We start from the raw sequence: 23519 nt of genomic DNA, 5'->3' as shown, positions 1-23519 counted from the left end.
GCGCTGCGCGAGGCGCAGGAGCGGGCAGCCGAGCCGATCGCGATCGTGGCGATGAGCTGCCGCTTCCCCGGCGGCGTCGAGTCACCCGAGGACCTGTGGCGGCTGGTCAGCGAGGGGCGCGACGCCATCGGGCCGTTCCCCGACGACCGCGGCTGGGACCTCGACGCCCTGTTCGACCCCGACCCGGACACCATCGGCACCAGCTACGGCCGCACCGGCGGTTTCCTCGACAGCGCGACCCAGTTCGACGCCGGGCTGTTCGAGGTCTCGCCGCGTGAGGCGACCGCCATGGACCCGCAGCAGCGCCTGTTGTTGCAGGCGTGCTGGGAGGCGCTGGAACGCGCCGGGATCCCGCCGACCTCGTTGCGCGGTGAGCCGGTCGGCGTCTTCGCCGGTACCAACGGGCAGGACTACGCGAGTGTGATCGCCGCCGACCCGGAGGCAGCGGAGGGCTATCTCGCCACGGGAAGCGCGGCGAGTGTCCTTTCCGGACGTATCGCGTACTCGTTCGGGCTGGAAGGCCCGGCGGTCACTGTGGACACAGCGTGCTCGTCGTCCCTGGTGGCACTGCACCTGGCTATCCGGTCGCTGCGGGCAGGCGAGTGCCGGTTGGCGCTGGTCGGTGGCGTCACGATCATGGCGACCCCGGCGGCGTTCATCGAGTTCAGCCGTCAGCGCGCGCTCGCCCCGGACGGTCGGTGCAAGGCCTTCGGTGCCGGCGCGGACGGCACGGGCTGGGGCGAGGGCGTCGGCGTGCTGGTGGTCGAGAAGCTCTCCGACGCTCTTGCCGCTGGACACAGGGTTCTGGCGGTCGTGCGGGGGAGCGCGGTCAACCAGGATGGTGCGTCGAACGGGTTGACCGCGCCCAACGGTCCGGCGCAGCAGCGGGTGATCCGCGCGGCACTGGCGGACGCGGGGCTCGGTACGTCCGATGTGGACATGTTGGAGGCGCACGGCACCGGCACCCGACTCGGCGACCCGATCGAGGCCGAGGCGCTGCTGGCCACGTACGGCCGCGACCGGACCGAGCCGCTGTGGTTGGGCTCGGTGAAGTCCAACATCGGCCACACCCAGGCCGCGGCGGGCGTCGCGGGGATCATCAAGGCCGTCATGGCGTTGCGGCACGGCGTGCTGCCCGCCACCCTGCACGCGGACACCCCGACGCCGCAGGTGAACTGGGCCGCCGGAGCCGTGGCGCCGCTCACCGCGAACCGGCCCTGGCCCGCGGTCGACCGACCGCGCCGGGCAGCGGTGTCGTCGTTCGGGGTCAGCGGCACCAACGCGCACACGATCCTCGAACAGGCGCCTGAGGTCGATCCGCCGGTGGTTGCCGCTGATCCGCTCGCGGTGCCGTTGCTGTTGTCCGGATGCACGGACGAGGCACTTCGCGAGCAGGCAGCCGCACTTCGGGTGACCGGCAACGGTTTGCTCGACACCGCGTTCTCGCTCGTAACCACACGCTCGGCACTCACGCACCGGGCGGTCGTCGTAGCCCGCGACGACGCTGGCGCCGACGCCGCACTGGCTGAGATCGCCGCTGGTGGGACGCCTGCGTCGGTCGAGTTCGGAGTGGACGCGCCCGGCAGGCTGGCGTTCTTGTGCACCGGCCAGGGTTCACAGCGCCACGGCATGGGCGACGGTTTGCGCTCGTTCGACGTCTTCCGGGCGACCGCCGACGAGATCGCCGCCCGCCTCCGCTTCGACGAGTCGGACCTGGACCAGACGGGCAACGCCCAGCCCGCCCTCTTCACCCTCCAGGTCGCCCTGTTCCGCCTCGTGGACTCCCTCGGCGTCCGCCCTGACCTGCTCCTCGGCCACTCCATCGGCGAACTCGCCGCCGCCCACGTCGCGGGCATCCTCTCCCTCGACGACGCGTGCACCCTCGTCGCCGCCCGAGCCCGGCTCATGCAGGCCCTGCCCCCCGGCGGCGCCATGCTGGCCGTCGAGATCTCTGAGGCCGACCTCTTCCGCCAGTTCCCCGATGGCCTCCCCGCTGGCGTCGACCTCGCGGCAGTGAACTCGGATCGTTCACTTGTCGTATCGGGGGATCGTCAGATTGTTGAACTGTTGGATCGTAGGTTTGGTGAACAATCGCGTCGGGTGAAGCGACTGGTGGTGTCGCACGCCTTCCACAGCCACCTGATGGACCCGATGCTGACGGAGTTCCGGCGCGTGGTCGACGGGCTGTCCTTCGCCAAGCCGACGATCCCCCTGGTGAGCACGTCCACCGGTGACCCGAGCACGCCGGAGTACTGGGTGCGGCAGGTCCGCGAGCCGGTGCGGTTCGCGGCGGCGGTGGACGAGGTCCGGCGCAGGGGAGCCAACCGGTTCCTGGAGCTGGGACCGGACGGGGTGCTCAGCGCGGTGGTGGGGGGTGGCGCCGCCCCGCTGTTGCGCTCGGGCCGCGACGACCACGAGACCGTGCTGCACGCGCTTGGCCGTGTCCACACCCTCGGGACCAGGGTCGACTGGGCCGCACTGCTGCCCGGCGGGAACCGGATCGACCTGCCCACCTACCCCTTCGAACGCGTCCGCTACTGGCCGCGCCCGTCCGCGCGCGCGGACCTCACCGCCGCAGGCTTGGGTGCGGCGGAACACCCCATGCTCGGCGCCGCCGCCCCCCAACCCGATGGCGGCCACCTGTTCACCGGCCGCCTCACCTCGACCACCCACGCCTGGCTCACCGACCACCAGATCCAGGGCGACGTGCTCATCCCCGGCACCGCCTTCGTCGAACTGGCCCTGCACGCGGGCGACCAGGTCGGCCACCCAACCCTCGACGACCTGACCATCGCCGCCCCCTTGCCCCTCAGCGGCCCCCTCCGCCTCCAGGTCACCGTCACCCCACCCACCGACGACGACACCAGAACGGTGGAGATCCACTCCACGCTCGACGGCACCACCTGGACCCGCCACGCCGAAGGCCGCCTCTCCCGCGCCGCCTCGTCGACCACCCACGAACGGGCGCTGATAGCCGACGCGGTCGGCTCCGGGGCGCAGACGACGGGCCATCCTGGCGCCGAGTCGATCCGCCGTGCCGATGGACACCCCTCCAACGCCACACTGCCCTGGCCCCCAGCAGCGGAACCGATCGATCTGGAGTCCTTCTACGCGGCCGCAGCGGACCATGGGTTCGCCTACGGCCCCCTGTTCCAGGGCCTTCGAGCGGCATGGCGCAGCGACGACGCCTACTACGCCGAGGTATCGCTCCCCGACGATGCCCACCGCGACGCGACCCGATTCGGCCTGCACCCCGCGCTCCTCGACGCCGCGTTGCACCCGACCGGGCTCGATCCCGCCAAGGCCGGTCTGCCATTCGCCTGGTCCGGTGTCACCCTGCACAACCCGGGCGCGACCAGCCTCCGGGTCGCGATCAGGACCACCGCGACCGACACGTACTCCCTGGTCGCCACCGACCCGGCGGGCGCTCCGGTCATCACGATCGACAGCCTGACCCTCCGCAAACCTGCCCGCCGCGATGCCGATCTGTTCGCCATCGACTGGACGCAGCTCCAGGCCGCCGAGTCCACCAAGTCCGTCACACGTGGTACTCCCGCCGACTGGACGCCCGCCGATGCCGTGCTGTGGCAGGTTCCCGCAGGCGACATCGAGTCCACTGTGGTCGATGTGCTCGCCGGGATCCAGTCCTGGCTGGCCGATGATCGGTTCGGCGACTCGACCCTGGTCCTCAGCACACGCGACGCCGTCGCGGCACTCCCCGGCGACGAGATCACGGACCTCGCAGGCGCGGCCGTAGGTGGCCTGGTCCGATCCGCTCAATCCGAGCACCCGGGCCGATTCCTGCTCCTCGACGCCGACAGCGATCCGGCGGACAAGACCATCGCGTCCCTGCTGGACCTGGATGAGCCCCAACTCGCGTTACGTGGCAACGAGATCTTCGCGCCCAGGTTGGCCCGCGCCACCGGCAGCCTCTCCTTGCCGACCGCGACCACCTGGCGCCTCGACCCGAGCGGCGACTCACTCGACGCCCTCACCCTGGCCCCCGTCACGATCGACGAGCCCGGCCCCGGCCAGGTCCAGATCGCGGTCCACGCGACCGGCGTCAACTTCCGCGACGTCCTCATCGCGCTCGGCCAGTACCCGGAGCGCGCCTTGCTCGGCTCCGAGGGCGCTGGCGTGGTTACCGCGGTCGGCCCGGATGTCGACCTCAAGCCGGGCGACCGCGTCTTCGGGTTGTTCGCCGGGGGTTTCGGGCCATCGGTCGTGGTGGACCGGCGGATGGTGGCGCCGGTGCCGGACGACTGGTCGTTCGCCGAGGCCGCGACCGTCCCGATGGCGTTCCTCACCGCCTACTTCGGACTAGTCGACCTGGCGGGCCTGCGCGCGGGCGAGCGAGTGCTTGTCCACGCCGCTGCCGGCGGGGTCGGCATGGCGGCCGTGCAGGTCGCGCGGCACCTCGGTGCGGAGATCTTCGGGACCGCGAGCCCGGCCAAGTGGCAGGCCACCGGGCTAGACGACGACCACCTCGCCTCGTCGCGAGACCTCGGTTTCGCCGCCGAGTTCCCGAACGTCGACGTCGTCCTCAACGCGTTGGCGGGCGAGTTCATCGACGCCTCGGTCGGGTTGCTCGCCGCGGGCGGCCGGTTCATCGAGATGGGCAAGGCCGATCTCCGCACCGACATCCCGGGGTACCGCGCGTTCGACCTGAGCGAGGCTGGGGCGGACCGCCTGCAGGAGATGCTCGTCGAGGTGCTGGACCTGTTCGCGCGCGGCGTGTTCACGCTGCTGCCGTGGCGGGCTTGGGACGTCCGGGAAGCGCAGGCGGCCTTCCGGTTCGTGGGTCAGGGAAAGCACATCGGCAAGAACGTGCTCACCATCCCCCGGCCGGTCGATCCACAGGGGACAGTGCTCATCACGGGTGGCACCGGCGTTCTCGGCCAGATCATCGCGCGTCACCTGGCCGACGAGTACGGGGTGAGCAAGTTCGTCCTCGCCAACCGCGGCGGCACGGGAGACGTTCCCGGCGCCCGGATCGTCGCCTGTGACACGTCCAATCCGGACGCTCTCGCCGAGCTGGTAGCCGGAATCCCCGACCTGACAGGCGTGATCCACGCGGCGGGTACCGCTGACGACGGCGTGATCGACGCCCTCACTCCAGAACGCGTGTCCAGCGTGCTCGCGCCCAAGGCCATCGGGGCCATGGTGCTCGACGACCTCGTGGGCGACATCCCGCTGTTCGCCCTGTACTCCTCGGCGTCATCGGTGTTCGGCTCGCCGGGGCAGGCGAACTACGCAGCGGCGAACGCGGTCCTGGACGCCATCGCTCACCGTCGCCGGTCCCGTGGACTTGCCGCGGTGTCACTGTCCTGGGGCCTGTGGGCGACCTCGAGCGCGATCAGCGGCTCCCTGGACACCGTAGACCTCGCCCGCGCGACCCGGGTCGGTCCGGCGCTGACCGAGGCCCACGGCCTGGCACTGTTCGACGCCGCCCAACTCGACGGCCGCGCTCACCTGGTCACGATCGCCTACGACCCGGCCACCGCGCGGAAACTCACCCCGGTCCCGGCCCTGTTGCGCGGACTGGTGCACACACCACGCCGCGTCACCCGCACAGGGTCAGTCGACCACCTGCGCGCACTCAGCCCGGCCGAGGCAGGCCGCGCGCTGCTCACGACCGTGCGCGCTGAGATCACCGCCGTGCTCGGCCACACCTCGGCGGACACGGGCCGCCCGTTCAAGGAAATGGGCTTCGACTCCCTCACCGCCGTGGAGTTCCGCAACCGGCTCAACACCGCGACCGGCTTCCGGCTCCCGGCAACCGCGATCTTCGACTACCCGACGCCGACCGCGCTCGTCGACCACCTCCTCTCGCTGCTGCCCGCCGAGGAACGGCGGATCGAGATCGTGGCGAGTCCACAGTCGACCGACGAACCGATCGCGATCGTCGGCATGGCCTGCCGCTTCCCCGGCGGCGTTGGCTCCCCGGACGACCTGTGGGACCTGGTGTCGCAAGGGCGGGAGGGCATCGGGCCGTTCCCGACCGACCGGGGCTGGGACCTGAGCGCTCTGTACAACCCGGACGCCGACGTCGTGGGGACGACCTACGCCCAGGCTGGCGGTTTCCTCGACGACGTCTCCGGGTTCGACGCGCGGCTGTTCGGGGTGTCGCCGCGCGAAGCGACCGCGATGGATCCGCAACAGCGGCTGCTGCTGGAAGCGACCTGGCAGTCGTTCGAGGACGCGGGAATCGACCCGAACACCGTGCGTGGCTCGCAGACGGGCGTCTTCGTCGGTGTCGCCCACTCTGGCTACGGCGTGGGGATCCCGTTGCCGGAAGGCGTCGAGGGCCACTTCCTGACCGGCAGCTCGACCAGCGTGGCGTCGGGCCGGTTGGCGTACTTCTTCGGGCTTGAGGGTCCGGCGGTCACTGTGGACACCGCGTGCTCGTCGTCGCTGGTGGCGCTGCACCTCGCCACGCAGGCGCTGCGATCCGGTGAGTGCACGATGGCGGTCGCCGGTGGCGTCACGGTCATGGTGGGGCCGGGCATCTTCACCGAGTTCTCGCGCCAGCGCGGGCTTTCCGCCGATGGTCGGTGCAAGTCGTTCTCGGCTGACGCCGATGGGACCGGCTGGTCCGAGGGCGTCGGCGTGTTGCTGGTGGAGCGGCTGTCGGACGCCGCCACTCGCGGGCATCGGGTCCTCGCCGTGGTGCGGGGCTCGGCGGTCAACCAGGACGGTGCATCGAATGGCTTGACGGCGCCGAACGGTCCGTCGCAGCAGCGGGTGATCAAGGCGGCGCTGCGGTCGGCAGGGCTGTCGGCATCCGATGTGGACGCTGTGGAGGCGCACGGCACCGGCACGGTTCTGGGCGATCCGATCGAGGCGCAGGCGTTGCTGGCGACCTATGGCCAGGACCGTGACGTGCCGTTGTGGCTGGGGTCGCTGAAGTCGAACATCGGGCACGCGCAGGCCGCGGCGGGCGCGGCGGGGGTCATCAAGATGGTGCAGGCGTTGCGGCACGGCGTGTTGCCGCCGACGTTGCACGCTGCCGCCGCGTCGCCGCACGTCGACTGGGCGTCGGGCTCGGTGTCATTGTTGACCGAGTCGCAGCCGTGGATCCGGCGGGACCGGCCGCGTCGAGCGGGGATCTCCTCGTTCGGCGTCAGCGGGACGAACGTGCACACGATCATCGAGGAGGCCCCGCAGTCACCCGGCGTGGCGGCTGCGGAATCGGCGCACCCGGTGCCGATCGTGGTCAGCGCTCACTCACCGCAGGCGCTCGCCACTCGACTCGACCAGCTGCGCCCGCTCGCCGAGTCGACTCGTCCGGTGGATCTCGCCCGCGAACTCGCGGTCCGTGCCCGCCACCCGCACCGGGTCGCGTTCGCGGCAACCACCACCGCTGACGTTCTCGATGGCCTGGCCGCTACCGCGCCCGAGGTCGTGGCTGACGGGGTCGCGTTCCTGTTCACCGGTCAGGGTGCGCAACGCGAGGGCATGGGCCGCGAACTCCACGCCGCTTTTCCGGTCTTCGCCGAGGCCTTCGACGCCGTCCGCGCCCGGGTTCACTTCGACGACTCCGCGATCGACGACACCGGGAACGCCCAGCCCGCGATCTTCGCTCTCCAGGTGGCGCTGTTCCGCCTGCTGGAGTCCTGGGGCGTCCACCCGGACGTCCTCGTCGGCCACTCCATTGGTGAGCTGGCCGCCGCCCACGTCTCCGGCATCCTCTCCCTGGATGACGCGTGCACCCTGGTCGCCGCCCGGGCCCGCCTCATGCAGGCCCTCCCGACCGCCGGCGCCATGCTGGCCGTGGAGATCTCCGAGTCCGACCTTGCTGAGCAGTTCCCCGATGGTCTCCCCGCGGGCGTGGACCTTGCGGCGGTCAACTCCGATCGTTCGATTGTCGTATCGGGGGATCGCGGGATTGTTGAACTGTTGGATCGTAGGTTTGTTGAACAATCCAGTCGGGTGAAGCGGTTGGTGGTGTCGCACGCGTTCCACAGCCACTTGATGGACCCGATGCTGACGGAGTTCGAGCGGGTCGCGGCCGGGCTCTCGTTCGCCACGCCGACGATCCCGCTGGTGAGCACCTCGATAGGGGACCCCGCGACGCCGGGGTACTGGGTCAGGCAGGTGCGGGACACGGTCCGGTTCGCCGACGCGGTGCGGACTGCCGGGGCAGGCACGCACCTGGAACTCGGGCCGGACGGGGTGCTGGCGGCGCTGGTCGACCACGGCATCGCCACCTTGCGGGCGGGGCGCAGCGAGGTCACCTCCGTGATCTCCGCCGTCGCCGCCGCCCACGCGCGCGGGGCCAGCCTCGACATCACGGCGCTCGTGCCCGCCGGTGCGCGGGTCCCGCTGCCCACCTACCCGTTCCAGCGCGAACGGTTCTGGCTCGACCACGCCCCCACCGCGCCCGCGCTGGACAGCTACCGCGTCACCTGGACCGCGATCGACCCGACGCCCACCACCGGCGTGTGGCTGGTCCCCAATGACCTCCAGGCTCCCCTCAGGGCCGCGGGCCTGACCATTACCGACGACCCCGCCGCGGCCACCGGCGCGGTCATCGAGCCCGCCATTGCCGACCTGCCCGGCCTCATCCGCGACACCCAGGTCCCGCTGTGGATCATCGCCCGCGGCGACACCCGACGCACGGCCCAGATCGCGGGCCTGGGCCGCGTCGCCGCCCTCGAACACCCCCAGCGCTGGGGCGGCCTCGTTGAACTGCCGGAGAACCTGGACGACCAGACAGTCGCCCGGCTGGCCTCCGTGCTCGGCGGTGCGCACGACCAGGTCTCCATCCGACCCGATGGCGTGTTCGCCCGGCGGCTCGTCAAGGCCACCGCGCGCGCCGCCGCTCCGTGGCATCCACAAGGGACAGTGCTGGTCACAGGCGGCACCGGTGCTCTCGGCGCCCAGGTCGTCCGACACCTCGCGGCCCGTGGCGTCCACGTAATCGTCGCCAGCCGCCAAGGTTTGGCCGCGCCGGGCGCCGCCGATCTCCCCGCCGAGGTTGTGACCTGCGACGTGGCAGACCGGGAGGCGTTGTCCGCTCTGCTCGTCACGCACCCGGTCACGGCGGTAATCCACGCTGCGGGCGTAGGCGAAGATGCTCCCCTCGCCGACCTCACACCCGAGCGCCTGGCCTCGGTCCTGCGCCCCAAGGCGGACGCCGCCTGGCTGCTGCACGAGCTGGCGCCTGAGGCTCACCTGATCCTGTTCTCCTCTATCGCCGGCGTGTGGGGCAGTGGCGGCCAGGCTGCTTATGCCGCAGCGAACGCCGACCTCGACGCCCTCGCGGAACACCGCTCTGCGCTCGGACTCCCCACGACGTCGATCGCCTGGGGACCGTGGGCTGAAGCAGGGATGGCGGCCGGTGCCGCAGCCGATTTCCTGCGCAGCCGAGGTCTTCTTCCACTGTCGCCAGCGCGCGCATTGGCCGCGATGGACTCGGCTATCGCCAGCCCGCACCCGACGAGCGTCGTCGCCGATGTCGACTGGCCCACTTTCCTGGCCACCTTCACCTCGGCCCGTCCAAGCCCACTGCTCGCCGAGTTCACCCCTGACCAGGAACCTGCCCCGGACAACGACTCCCTGTCGTCGCGACTCCGTGGACTCTCCGCAGCCGAAAGCCACCGCGTGGTGCTGGACCTGGTGACCACGGCTATCGGCAGCGTCCTCGGCTACCGCGACGCCATCGACCCAGCCGCCACCTTCAGCGACCTGGGCTTCGACTCACTCACCGCGGTCGACCTCCGCAATCGCCTCACCACAGCAGTCGGGTTCGCCCTACCGTCCACTTTGATCTATGACCACCCCACCGCTCTCGCGTTGGCCAACCACTTGAGTTCCCGGTTTGATGCGCCTTCCTCGGTGGCCGAGGCCAGGCGCGTCATCGTTGATGACGACCCGATCGTCGTGGTCGGCATGGCGTGCAGGCTCCCAGGTGGAGTCGCCTCGCCGGATGACCTGTGGGACATGGTCGTCGAGGGCCGGGACGGTGTCGGCGGGTTCCCGGTCGACCGGGGCTGGAACCTCAGTGGCGCCGACTTCCCGCTGGTCGGCGGGTTCGTCCACGACGCCACCGGGTTCGACGCGGAGCTGTTCGGGATCTCGCCGCGAGAAGCCGCGGCGATGGACCCCCAGCAGCGCGTCCTGCTGGAAGCCAGTTGGGAGGCGGTCGAACGCGCGGGCATCGACGCCGGGACGATCCGGGGCACGCGCGGCGGGGTGTTCGTCGGCGCTTCCGGGTCCGGGTACGGGTTCGCGCAGGAATCCGACGAGGGCAGCGGGCACCTGATCACCGGGACCGCGACCAGCGTGATCTCCGGCCGCGTCGCGTACACCCTGGGGCTTGAGGGCCCGGCGCTCACTGTGGACACCGCGTGCTCCAGCGGCCTGGTCGCCCTGCACTTGGCGGCCCGGGCTCTGCGGCACGGTGAGTGCGAGTTCGCGATCGTCGGTGGCGTGACCGTCATGCCCAGCCCGGCCGGGTTCGCCGAATTCGCCAAGCAGGGCGGGCTCGCGCCGGACGGCCGCTGCAAGGCCTACGCGGAGGCCGCCGATGGGACCGGGTGGTCCGAGGGCGTCGCGGTTGTCGTCGTGGAGCGGTTGTCGGACGCGGTTGCCCAGGGGCACACCGTGTTGGCCGTCGTGCGCGGCTCGGCGGTCAACTCCGATGGCGCGTCCAACGGCCTCACAGCACCCAACGGGCCGGCACAGCAGCGGGTGATCCGGGACGCACTCGCCGACGCCGGGCTCGTAGCGTCCGAAGTGGATGCTGTGGAAGGGCACGGCACGGGCACGCGGCTGGGTGACCCGATTGAGGCGCAAGCACTGCTGGCCACCTACGGACAGGACCGCTCGGAGCCGCTGTGGCTGGGCTCGGTGAAGTCGAACATCGGCCACACCCAGGCCGCGTCCGGGCTAGCCGGGCTGATCAAGACCGTCCAGGCCCTGCGGCACGGGGTGCTGCCCAGGACCCTGCACGTCGACGCACCCTCGTCCCATGTGGACTGGTCGATGGGTGATGTCCGGCTGCTGGCCGAGGAGCGGCCGTGGCCCTCGGGTGAGCGGCCCCGGCGGGCGGGTGTGTCGTCGTTCGGCATCAGCGGCACCAACGCGCACGTGATCATCGAGTCGGCGTCGGTCGAGATGTCCCATGTCGAGGCGGCTCCTGTCGAGCGGGCGCAGTCGCCGGTCGCGCCGCTGGTGCTGTCCGCTAGGAGCGAGGTGGCACTGCGGGCACGGGCGGCTGACCTGCGGCGGGTCGACGCCGATCCTCTGGACCTCGCGCACTCGCTGGTGACGACGCGGGCCACGCTGGAGCACCGGGCCGTCGCGCTGGACTCCGCCGCGCTCTCGGGCCTGGCCGAGGGGACTGGTGCGTCCGGGCTGGTCACGGGGGTCGCCGGACCTGGTCGGCTGGCGTTCCTGTTTACCGGTCAGGGGTCGCAGCGGGCGGGCATGGGACGTGAGCTTCGGGTGTTCCCGGTGTTCGCGGCGGCGTTCGACGAGGTTGTGGCGCGGGTGTCGTTCGACGATGGCGCTATCGACCAGACCGGCAACGCCCAGGTCGCCCTGTTCGCCCTGGAGGTCGCGCTCTTCCGCCTGCTCGAGTCCTGGGGTGTTCGCCCCGACGTGCTGATCGGGCACTCCATCGGCGAGCTGGCCGCCGCCCACGTCTCCGGCATCCTCTCCCTGGATGACGCGTCCACTTTGGTCGCGGCTCGTGCCCGGCTGATGCAGGCACTCCCGGCCGGTGGGGCGATGCTGGCCGTGGAGATCTCCGAGGCCGACCTGGTCGCGCGGTTCCCCGATGGTCTGCCTGACGGCGTCGACCTGGCCGCGGTGAACGCCGAACGCTCGATCGTCCTCTCAGGCGAGGGTGGGGCTCTTGACCAGCTGCGATTCGGTTCCCGGGGGGTGAAGTCGTTGGTGGTGTCGCACGCGTTCCACAGCCACCTGATGGACCCCATGCTGGCCGAGTTCCAGCGGGTGGTCGAGGGGCTGACGTTCACCAGTCCGACGATCCCCGTGCTGGCCACCTCGACGGGTGACCCGAGTACGCCCGAGTACTGGGTGCGGCAGGTCCGGGAGACTGTCAGGTTCGCGGGCGCGGTCACGGAGGCCCGGGGGATCGGGGTCACCAGGTTCCTCGAACTCGGGCCGGACGGTGTGCTCACCGCCCTGGCTCGCGAGGCAGGTGACGGTGTCTTCGCAGGGTCATTGCGCGCTGGGCAGCCCGAGCCGGACGCCTTGCTCCGCGCGGTCGCGACCCTGCACGTCCACGGCGTCAGCGTCGACTGGGCCGCGATGCTCAGCCCCTGGCGCGGCCGCAAGATCGACCTGCCCGTCTACCCCTTCCAGCGGAAGCGCTACTGGCTCGGCACCGAACGCCTGCCTGCCATCGAGAATTGGCGCTATACCGCCGAATGGCACCCCCTCGCGCTCCCGCCGACCCCGGGCGAGGGTGTGTGGTTCGTCGATGGCCCGGTCCCCGCCGACATCACCGCCGCGATCACGACCTGCGACGACCTCGCTGAAGCGACCGGGATCCTCCGCCTGGCCAACACCCCCGAAGACGTCCTGTCCGCAGTGGACAAGAGCCTTCCCGTGTGGACGATCACCAGGAGCGCCCTCGACAGCGTCGATGGAGCCGCCACCTGGGGTCTCGGCCGAGTAGCCGCCCTGGAACTCCCGCACTGGCGCGGCCTCATCGACCTGCCCACGACCCTCGACGAGCACACGGCAGGCCTGTTCCGCGCCGCCCTCGCAGGCGACGAAGACCAGGTCGCCATCCGTGAGGACGGCGCCTTCGCCCGCAGGCTCCGCCGCGCCACCCTGTCCCCGGCCGAGCCGTGGCGCCCCCGGTCCGTGCTGGTCACAGGCGGTACCGGCGCGCTGGGCGGCCACGTCGCCCGGTGGCTCGCCGACCGCGGCGCCGGCAAGATCGTCCTCGCCAGCCGCAGCGGTCAGGACGCGCCAGGTGCCGGGGACCTGCTGGCCACGGTCGTCGCCTGTGACATCACCGATCGCGAGGCGCTCGCCGCCCTGCTGGCCGAGCACCCGGTCGACGCGATCATCCACACTGCCGGGATCGTCGACGACGCGCCGCTGACCGACACGACGGCCGAGCACCTCGCCCGGGTCGCGCACGCCAAGGTCACCGGCGCGCTCAACCTGCACGAACTCGCCCCCGACGCCCACCTCGTCCTGTTCTCGTCCATCGCGGGGACCTGGGGCGCGGGCGGGCAAGCGGCCTACTCGGCGGCCAACGCGGCACTCGACGGACTCGCCGCGCACCGTCAAGCGCTCGGCCTTCCGGTCACCAGCATCGCGTGGGGTCCATGGGCAGGGGCGGGCATGCTCGCCGCCGACGGAGCCGAGGACTACTTGCGCCGCCGGGGTTTACGGCCCATGCGACCGGATCACGCCCTTGCCGCTCTCGCCCAAGCGCTCGACCACCCTGCCACCACCGTCACCATCGCCGACGTCGACTGGCCCCGCTTCACGGCCACGTTCACCGCAGGCCGCCCCAGTCCTCTGTTGACAGAGTTCGTCCCCCTTGTCGAGGCGCCGGTTCGCCCGGGGCCGATCCGCACTGATCTCGTCGTTCTGGTCCGCACCGAGGCCGCGGCGGTGCTGGGGCACGAGTCGATCGACGCGATCGCCGCCGACAGGGCGTTCGCCGACCTCGGGTTCGACTCGCTGACCTCGGTCGAGCTGCGTGACCGCCTGGCCGAGGCCACCGGCGTGCCGCTGCCCGCTGGCCTGGTGTTCGACTACCCCACTCCCGCCGCGCTCGCCCAGTTCCTCGCAGGCGGATCCACTGTGGACGGGGGGATCGCCACCACTTCGGTCGACGACCCGATCGCGATCGTGGCCATGGCCTGCCGCTTCCCCGGCGGCATCGACACGCCGGAAGACCTGTGGGCGGCGCTTGTCGGCGAGCGGGACGTCACCGGGCCGTTCCCGACCGACCGTGGCTGGGACCTCGCCAACCTGGTCGACCCGGAACCGGGCAAACCCGGGACCTCCTATGTGGACCGGGGTGCGTTCCTGGTCGACCCGGCGCGGTTCGACGCTGACCTGTTCGGGATCTCCCCGCGCGAAGCGGTGGCGATGGACCCCCAGCAGCGCCTGCTCCTGGAGACGACCTGGGAAGCCTTCGAACGCGCGGGTATCGACCCGAAGTCATTGCGGGGCAGCAGAACCGGGGTCTTCACCGGGACGAACGGGCAGGACTACACGCGGCTCACGCTCGCGGTCGACGTGCCGGAAGGGCATGTTGCCACCGGTGGCGCCGCGAGTGTGATGTCCGGGCGGGTGGCCTACGTGTTCGGACTCGAAGGCCCCGCGCTCACTGTGGACACCGCGTGCTCGTCGGCGCTGGTCGCCCTGCACCTGGCCGCGCAAGCGGTGCGCAATGGCGAGTGCGGGCTCGCGCTCGCCGCCGGCGTGACGGTCATGGCGACCCCGGGCGCGTTCGTCGAGTTCAGCAGGCAGCGTGGGCTCGCGGCAGACGGTCGGTGCAAGCCCTTCTCCGAGGCGGCGGACGGCACGGCGTGGGGTGAAGGCGTCGGGGTGCTGCTGGTCGAGCGGCTGTCGGATGCCCGACGCCACGGCCACCCCGTGCTGGCCGTGCTCGAAGGCTCGGCGGTCAACTCCGATGGCGCCTCCAACGGTCTGACCGCGCCGAACGGTCCGTCCCAGCAACGCGTGATCCGGGCCGCCTTGGCGTCAGCGGGTCTGCGTCCATCCGATGTGGACGCTGTCGAGGCGCACGGCACCGGCACCACGCTCGGTGACCCGATCGAGGCCGAGGCGCTGCTGGCAACCTACGGGCGTGACCGGGACGAGCCGCTGTGGCTGGGTTCGGTCAAGTCCAACATCGGCCACACCCAGGCGGCCGCGGGTGCGGCAGGCGTGATCAAGACCGTCCTGGCGCTGCGGCACCAGACCCTGCCCGCGTCCCTGCACGCCGACACCCCGACCACCCACGTCGACTGGTCGGCGGGTTCCATCGAGCTGCTGGCCGCGGCCCGGCCCTGGCCCGTGGCCGAGCGGCCGCGCCGGGCCGGTGTGTCGGCGTTCGGGATCAGCGGCACCAACGCGCACGTGATCATCGGGGAAGCGCCCGATCAGCCCGCGGTGCCCCGATCTGCTCCCGCACCGGATGTGCTGCCGTGGCCGGTGTCGGGCCACTCACCGATCGCGCTCTCCACCCAGCTGGCGCGTCTCGCGTCGGTCGAGTCGACCCCCGTAGACGTCGCCCGGACGCTGGCGGCGCGGGCCGCCTTGCCGCACCGGGCCGTGCTGCTCGGCGACCGGACGATCACGGCACCTGAGCCACGGCCCAGTCGGCTCGGGTTCCTGTTCACCGGGCAGGGCTCGCAGCGGGCGGGCATGGGCGAGGGGTTGCGCGCGTACCCGGTCTTCGCCGAGGCCTTCGACGGCGTCCGCGCCCGGGTTCCCTTCGACGACTCCGCGATCGACGACACCGGCAACGCCCAGCCCGCGATCTTCGCCCTCCAGGTGGCCCTGTTCCGCCTGCTCGAATCCTGGAACATCCACCCCGACGTCGTGGTCGGCCACTCCATCGGCGAACTGGCCGCCGCCCACGTTTCCGGCATCCTCTCCCTCGACGACGCCTGCACCCTGGTCTCGGCTCGCGCTCGCCTCATGCAGGCCCTGCCCCCGGGTGGCGCGATGCTGGCTGTCGAGATCTCCGAGGCCGAGCTGGCTGCCGAGTTCCCCGAGGGCCTGCCCGCAGGTGTCGACCTTGCGGCGGTGAACTCGGATCGTTCGATTGTCGTATCGGGGGATCGTGGGATTGTTGAGCTGTTGGATCGTAGGTTTGTTGAACAATCCCGCCGGGTGAAGCGGCTGGTGGTGTCGCACGCGTTCCACAGCCACGTGATGGACCCGATGCTGGCCGAGTTCGAGCAGGTCGCGCGCGGGCTGCGGTTCGGCGCCCCCGCGATCCACCTGGTGAGCACGGCGACTGGCGATCCGAGCACGCCGGAGTACTGGGTGCGGCAGGTGCGGGAGACGGTCCGGTTTGCCGGGGCGGTCGCCGAGATCGAGAACGCGGCGTTCGTGGAATTGGGGCCGGACGGCGTGCTGTCTGCCCTGGTGGAAGCGGGAGCACCGCTGCTGCGCCGGGACCGGGACGATGTCGAGACCGCGCTGGCCGCCGTGGCGCACGCGTTCACCAGCGGCGCCAACCCCGACTGGACCGCCGTCCTCGCGCCCTGGGGTGGGCAGCTCGTCGACCTGCCCACCTACCCCTTCCAGGGGGACCGCTACTGGCAGCAGGTCACCGCCACCAAGCCCGCCGGTCTGAACGCCGCTGACCACCCGCTCCTCGCCGCCACCATCACCCCCGCGGCAGGCACCCAGACCCTGTTCACCGGCGTCATCTCCACCGCGACCCACCCCTGGCTGGCCGACCACCGCGTCCACGGTGACGTGATCGTCCCGGGCACCGCCGTCCTGGACCTCGTCCTCCACGCCGCCGCGACCACCGCCACCCCGGCCGTCGACGAGCTGACCCTGCACGCCCCGCTCGCTCTCAGCGGCCCGACAGAGCTCCAACTCGCCCTCGACGGCGCCGCGGTCACCCTCCACGCCCGCCCCGACAACGGCCAGTGGACCCACCACGCCACAGCCACCCTCACCACACCGTCGAACCCTTCCGTGATCACCCCGGCGGACGCGGCCGAGATCGACCTCACAGGGCACTACCCAGCCCTCGCCGACGCCGGACTCACCTACGGCCCGACCTTCCAAGCGCTCACGAACGTCAAGCTCCTCGACTGCCCCAGTGAGCCGGACTGGCTGCTGCACAACGAGATCCGCGCCGAGGTCGCCACCTCGGACGGAGCAGGCTACGGCCTGCACCCCGCCCTGCTCGACGCCGCCATCCACGCCGTGGCGGCAGCCGAGCCCGGCGGCGCGGCCAGGGTTCCGTTCGTCCTCAGTGGAGTCACGCTCCACGCCGCCGGGGCGTCCCGGCTCTCCGTGCGCATCGTGCCCACCGGTCGCGACACCGTGCGGATCCACGCGGAGAACCCGGACGGCCTGCCGGTCATCACCATCGACTCGCTCACCCTCCGCCCGGTCGGCACCGCCCGCGCGGGCGCCCTCTTCAAGATCGACTGGGTGTCGACCGGCCTCCCCCAGGCGCGGCCGGACCACATCTGTCGACCCTCCACTGTGGAAGACACGCTGGCCGCGATCCAAGACTGGCTCCGGAACGACTCCGGCACCCTCGCCGTGGTGACCCAGGGCGCGGTCGCGGCGGTCCCGGCGGACACGATCAGCGACCCGGCCAGGGCGGCGATCTGGGGACTGGTGCGCACGGCGCAATCCGAGCACCCGGACCGGTTCGCGCTCGTCGACACCGACGACGACCCCATCGTCATCCCGGGCGAGCCCCAGGTCGCCGTCCGGGCAGGCGTGCCCTACCTGCCGAGGCTCGTCCGCGCCCGACCCACCATCGCTCTCCCCGACACCCAATGGCGGCTCGTTCCCGGCGGCACGACACTCGCGGACCTGCGCGCCGAAGAAGTCCCCGTGGTCGAGCTCGCGCCAGGCGAGGTTCGGGTCGCCGTGCGCGCGGCGGGCATCAACTTCCGGGACGTGCTGATCACCCTCGGCACCTACCCCGAGCACGCCGATCTGGGGTCCGAGGGCGCCGGGATCGTCACCGAGGTCGGCCCCGAGGTCGCGGACCTGCGGGTCGGTGATCGCGTCTTCGGCCTGCTCGGTGGCGGATTCGCGCCCAGCACCGTCGTCGACCACCGGCTCCTCGCGTCCATTCCGGACGGATGGTCGTTCGCCGAGGCGGCCGCCGTCCCGATGGCGTACCTCACGGCCTACTACTCGTTGGTCGACCTCGCAGGCCTGTCCACCGGCGAGCGCGTCCTCATCCACGCGGCGGCGGGCGGCGTCGGCGGCGCGGCCGTCCAGGTCGCCCGGCACCTCGGCGCGGAGGTCTTCGGCACCGCCAGCCCGGCCAAGTGGACCGCGACCGGACTGGACCACGACCACCTCGCCTCATCGCGGGACCTCGCCTTCGCCGACAAGTTCCCCGAGGTCGACGTCGTCCTCAACGCGCTGGCAGGCGAGTTCATCGACGCCTCGGCCCGGTTGTTGCGATCGGGTGGGCGTTTCCTGGAGATGGGCAAGGCGGATCTCCGCACGGGCATCCCCGGCTACCGCGCGTTCGACCTGTGGGAAGCCGGACCGGACCGCCTGCGCGCGATGTTGACCGAGATCATGGCCCTGTTCGCCCAAGGCGCGCTGACCCTGCCGCCGATCCGCTCCTGGGACCTGCGCACCGCGTCGACTGCCTTCCGGTTCGTCGCGCAGGGCGGCCACATCGGCAAGAACGTGCTGACGGTGCCACACCAGTTGGATCCACAAGGGACAGTTCTGGTCACCGGCGGCAACGGAGCACTCGGCACATTGCTGGCTGGCCACCTGATCGCCGAGTACGGAGTGCGCCAGGTCGTCTTGGCCAGCAGGCGCGGCGTGGGGCCTGACCTCGGCCCAGCGGTCACCCACGTGTCCTGCGATGTCGCTGACCGCGCGGCCCTGGCTGGCCTGATCGCGACCATCCCCGACCTCAGCGCCATCGTCCACGCCGCAGGCGCCACCGACGACGGCCTGATCGAGTCGCTCACACCGGACCGGTTGACGTCGGTCTCCGCCAAGTCCGAAGGCGCACTGCACCTGGCGGAACTGGCGGGCGACACGTTGCTCGTGCTGTATTCCTCCGTCGCCGCCACTCTCGGCACCCCCGGACAGGGCAACTACGCAGCCGCCAACGCCGTGCTCGATGCTGTGGCGCACTACCGAGCCGCGCGTGGGCTGCCCACGGTTTCGGTGGCGTGGGGCCTCTGGGAGCGAGTCGGCGAGCTGAGCGGTCACCTGGACGAGGCCGCCCTCGCTCGTGCCGCCCGCTTGGGTGCTCCACTGTCCGATGTGGATGGACTGGCGCTGTTCGACGCCGCTCTCCGCGATGGGCGCCCGCACCTGATCGCCGCCGCGCTCGACGCGGGCCGGGTCGGTGCGGACGGACCGGCCATGCTGCGCGGGTTCGCTCGACCCGCCCCGAAGAAGGTCGTCGTCGACAGGTCGCGGTCCTCGCTCGACACGGTCCGAACCGAGGTCGCCGCAGTCCTCGGTCACGCCACTGTGGACACGATCGACCCCGACAGGTCGTTCGCCGAACTGGGATTCGACTCGCTCACTGCCGTCGAGCTGCGCAACCGGCTCACCACGGCCACCGGGCAGCGGCTCCCGGCCACCTTGATCTTCGACCACCCGACGCCCGCCGCACTCGCCGCCCACCTCGACGCCGAGGTCGTGGTCGAACAGGCGCCCGTGCGAGCCTCGGTCGACGAGCCGATCGCCATCGTCGCCATGAGCTGCCGCTTCCCAGGTGGCATCGAGTCGCCGGAAGACCTGTGGCGGTTGGTCGCCGAGGGCGGCGACGCGATCGGGCCGTTCCCGGACGACCGCGGCTGGGACCTCGACGAACTGCTGCACCCGGAGCGGGGCACCAGCGACACCGATCGCGGCGGGTTCGTCGAGGGAGCAGGCCGGTTCGACGCCACCCTGTTCGGCATCTCGCCGCGCGAGGCGTTGGCCATGGACCCGCAGCAGAGGTTGCTGCTGGAGGCTTCCTGGGAGGTCTTCGAGCGAGCCGGGATGGACCCGTTGTCACTGAGTGGCACTGACGCGGGCGTGTTCGTGGGTGCCGCGGCGTCGTTGTACGGGGCTGCGGTGCGTTCCTCCGAAGTGGAGGGTCATCAGATGACCGGCACCGCGACCAGCGTGGCGTCGGGCAGGCTGGCGTACTTCTTCGGGCTCGAGGGTCCGGCGGTCACGGTGGACACGGCGTGTTCGTCGTCGCTGGTCGCCCTGCACTGGGCGGCGCAGGCGTTGCGGTCCGGCGAGTGCTCGATGGCTTTGGTGGGTGGCGTCGCGGTAATGGCAACACCGGGGATGTTCACCGAGTTCTCCCGGCAGGGCGGCTTGGCAGCGGACGGTCGCTGCAAGTCGTTCTCCGCCGGGGCCGATGGGACCGGGTGGTCCGAGGGCGTCGGCGTGTTGTTGGTGGAGCGGCTGTCGGACGCGATCGCCCGGGGCCATGAGGTGTTGGCTGTCGTGCGCGGCTCGGCCGTCAATCAGGATGGCGCGTCGAATGGCTTGACGGCGCCGAATGGCCCATCGCAGCAGCGGGTGATTCGGGCGGCACTGAGGTCGGCTGGTCTCTCGGCGTCTGATGTGGACGTTGTGGAGGCGCACGGGACCGGCACGGTTCTGGGTGATCCGATCGAGGCGCAGGCGTTGCTGGCGACCTATGGCCAGGATCGTGACGTGCCGTTGTGGTTGGGGTCGCTGAAGTCGAACATCGGGCACACCCAGGCCGCGGCAGGCGTGGCGGGGATCATCAAGATGGTGCAGGCACTGCGGCACGAGGTGCTGCCGGTGACTCTGCACGCGCAGACGCCATCCGAGCACGTCGACTGGTCGTCGGGTTCGGTGTCGCTGCTGACCGAGTCGCGGCCGTGGGCCCGTGGGGTTCGGCCGCGCCGGGCGGGGATCTCGTCGTTCGGGGTCAGCGGGACTAACGTGCACACGATCATCGAGGAAGCTCCCGCGCAGGTCCTGCCGCCCCGCGCGGTCGATCCGACGCCTGCTGTCGTCCCGCTCGTCGTGTCAGCGGGCAGTCCGGGCGCGTTGGACGCCCAGTTGGCGGCGGTCTCGGCGGTCGCCGCTGCGCCGGTCGAGGTCGCCCGCGCGTTGATCGCCACCCGCGCTGACCTGCCGCACCGCGCTGTCCTGCTCGACCCGCTGGCCCCACCTGTCGCCACCGGGGTCGCTGGCCCTGGGCGGCTCGTGTTCCTGTTCACCGGCCAGGGCTCGCAGCGGGCGGGCATGGGCCAGCAGTTGCGGACCTTCCCGGCCTTCGCCGAGGCCTTCGACGCCGTTCGGGCTCGGGTCCCGTTCGACGACTCCGCGATCGACGAGACCGGGAACGCCCAGCCTGCGATCTTCGCGCTCCAGGTGGCGCTGTTCCGCCTGCTGGAGTCCTGGGGCGTCCGCCCCGATGTCCTCGTCGGCCATTCCATCGGCGAGGTAGCCGCTGCCCATGTCGCGGGCATCCTCTCCCTGGACGACGCGTGCACGCTGGTCGCCGCTCGTGCCCGTCTGATGCAGGGTCTCCCGACTGGTGGCGCGATGCTGGCGGTGGAGATCTCGGAGGCTGACCTGGCCTTGGAGTTCCCTGATGGCCTCCCCGCAGGTGTCGACCTCGCTGCGGTCAACTCGGATCGTTCGATTGTCGTATCGGGGGATCGTGGGATTGTTGAACTGTTGGATCGTAGGTTTGGTGAACAATCTCGTCGGGTGAAGCGGCTGGTGGTGTCGCACGCCTTCCACAGCCACTTGATGGACCCGATGCTCGATGAGTTCGAGCGGGTGGTCAGCGGGCTCTTGTTCGCCGATCCGACCATCGGCCTGGTGAGCACTGCCGCGGGTGACCCGACCACGCCGGGGTACTGGGTGCGGCAGGTGCGGGAGACAGTCCGGTTCGCCGGGGCGGTCGCGGGGTTGGGCGACGCGACCTTCCTGGAGTTGGGGCCGGATGGGGTGCTGTCGGCGCTGGTGGGCAGCGGGGCACCGATGCTGCGGGCGGGTGCGGACGAGCCGAGCACCGCGGTCAGTGCGGTAGCCGCCGCCTACGTCCGTGGCGTGCCGGTGAACTGGACCGCTGTCGTGGGGGACGGGCCGCGCGCGGTCCTGCCGACCTACCCGTTCGACCGGACGCACTTCTGGCTCACCGACGAACCTGCGGCGGCGGACACCTGGCGCTACCGGGTCGACTGGACCGAGGTCACCCCCGAACCCGCCACTGGCCACTGGCTGGTCGTGGGCGACAACGACCCCGCCATCGTCGAGGCGCTCCGCAAGACCGCCGAGGTCGCCGAAGTCAGCCTCGCGCAGGTAGCCGACACCCCGGCCGAGGGGATCCTCGTCCTGCCAGACTCCGCCGAGACCGTCCTGCGCGTCCTCAAAGCCAACCCCTTGGCGCCCGTCTGGGCCGCCACCCGCGACGCGGGCACCGACCCTGACCAGGCCCGAGTGTGGGGTCTTGGCCGAGTCGCTGGACTTGAGCGGCGGTGGGGCGGGCTCATCGACATCGATGGCGAGCCCACCACGCTTCCCCTGTCCGGCAGCGAAGACCAACTCACCCTCCGCGACGGCCGAGTGCTCGCCCGTCGCCTGGTGCGGGCGCCGAAACCCAGCGGAACGCGGTGGACTCCGGACGGTCCGGTCCTGATCACCGGCGGGACCGGTGCTCTCGCCGCCCACGTCGCCCGCTGGCTGGTTCGCCGTGGTGCCAACCACCTCGTGCTGACCAGCCGCCGCGGACCGGACGCGCCAGGTGTAGGCGCACTGGTCGCCGAGTTGGGTATCCGGGTCGACGTGGTCGCGTGTGACGCCGCGGATCGGGACGCCTTGGCCGCCCTGACGGCTGAGTACCGGCCCACCGTCGTCATCCACGCCGCCGGGGTCGCGGGCACCAATCCCATCGCCGATCTCGACGACCTCGCCGAGACGCAGCGCGCCAAAGTGGACGGAGCCCGCCACCTCGACGAACTGCTCCCCGATGCCCACCTCGTGCTGTTCTCCTCCATCGCGGGCGTCTGGGGCAGTGGTGGCCAAGCTGCTTACGCCGCAGCGAATGCAGCGCTCGACGCACTCGCCACTCGCCGCCGCGCCCGGGGGCAGAAGGCGACCGCCGTGTCGTGGGGACCGTGGGCGGATGGTGGTCTCGCATCGGGTGACGCCGAGGCTTACCTGCGGGAACGCGGCCTGACCCCGATGTCCCCGGACCGGGCCGTCGCGGCCTTGGGCGATGCCCTGGCGGCGAACGACACCCACGTGGTCATCGCCGATGTCGACTGGGACCGGTTCCTGCCGACCTTCACCGCCACGCGCCCCAGCCCGTTCCTCGCGGCCTTCCAGGCGGCTCCCGCAGACGCCACTGGGCTCACTGACTTCGCCACCCGACTGACTACCGCGACCCCGGCCGAACGTCAACGCGCGTTGCTCGACCTGGTCCGCCGCACCGCCGCCGACGTACTCGGTCACACCTCGGTCTCCGCAGTCCCTGCCCGCGCGGGCTTCGCCGACCTGGGCTTCGACTCGCTCACGGCGGTGCGGGTCCGCACCCGGCTGGCCGAGTCCACCGGCCTCGACCTGCCCACAGCGCTCGTCTTCGACTACCCCACCCCAACCGCGCTGGCCGACCACTTGGCCGACGAGTTGGCCGTCGACCCCGAGGAAGCCGAGATCCGCCGCGCGCTCGCCGAACTCCCGCTCGACCGGCTACGCGCCGCGGGCATCCTCGACCTGCTGCGAGTGGTCCCCGAACCGGTTGCCGACGACAGCTCCGATATCGACCTGATGGACGTCGACGCCCTCATCCAGTCCGCTTTAGACAACCCGGGTGCGTGACCGGGTGAGCC

Annotated in this window: 1 pseudogene; it reads left to right on the top strand. The window is 71.4% G+C overall.

Annotated elements, in window-relative coordinates:
- Positions 1 to 30: 30 nt before the first annotated feature.
- Positions 31 to 23316, top strand: a pseudogene (locus tag BMY07_RS35245) (SDR family NAD(P)-dependent oxidoreductase); the annotation flags it as partial.
- Between the last annotated feature and the right edge of the window lie 203 nt (positions 23317 to 23519).

The sequence above is a fragment of the Actinokineospora terrae genome (assembly GCF_900111175.1).
GTDB classification, from domain to species: Bacteria; Actinomycetota; Actinomycetes; order Mycobacteriales; family Pseudonocardiaceae; genus Actinokineospora; species Actinokineospora terrae.
This window is presented reverse-complemented; position numbering and strand designations above follow the sequence as displayed.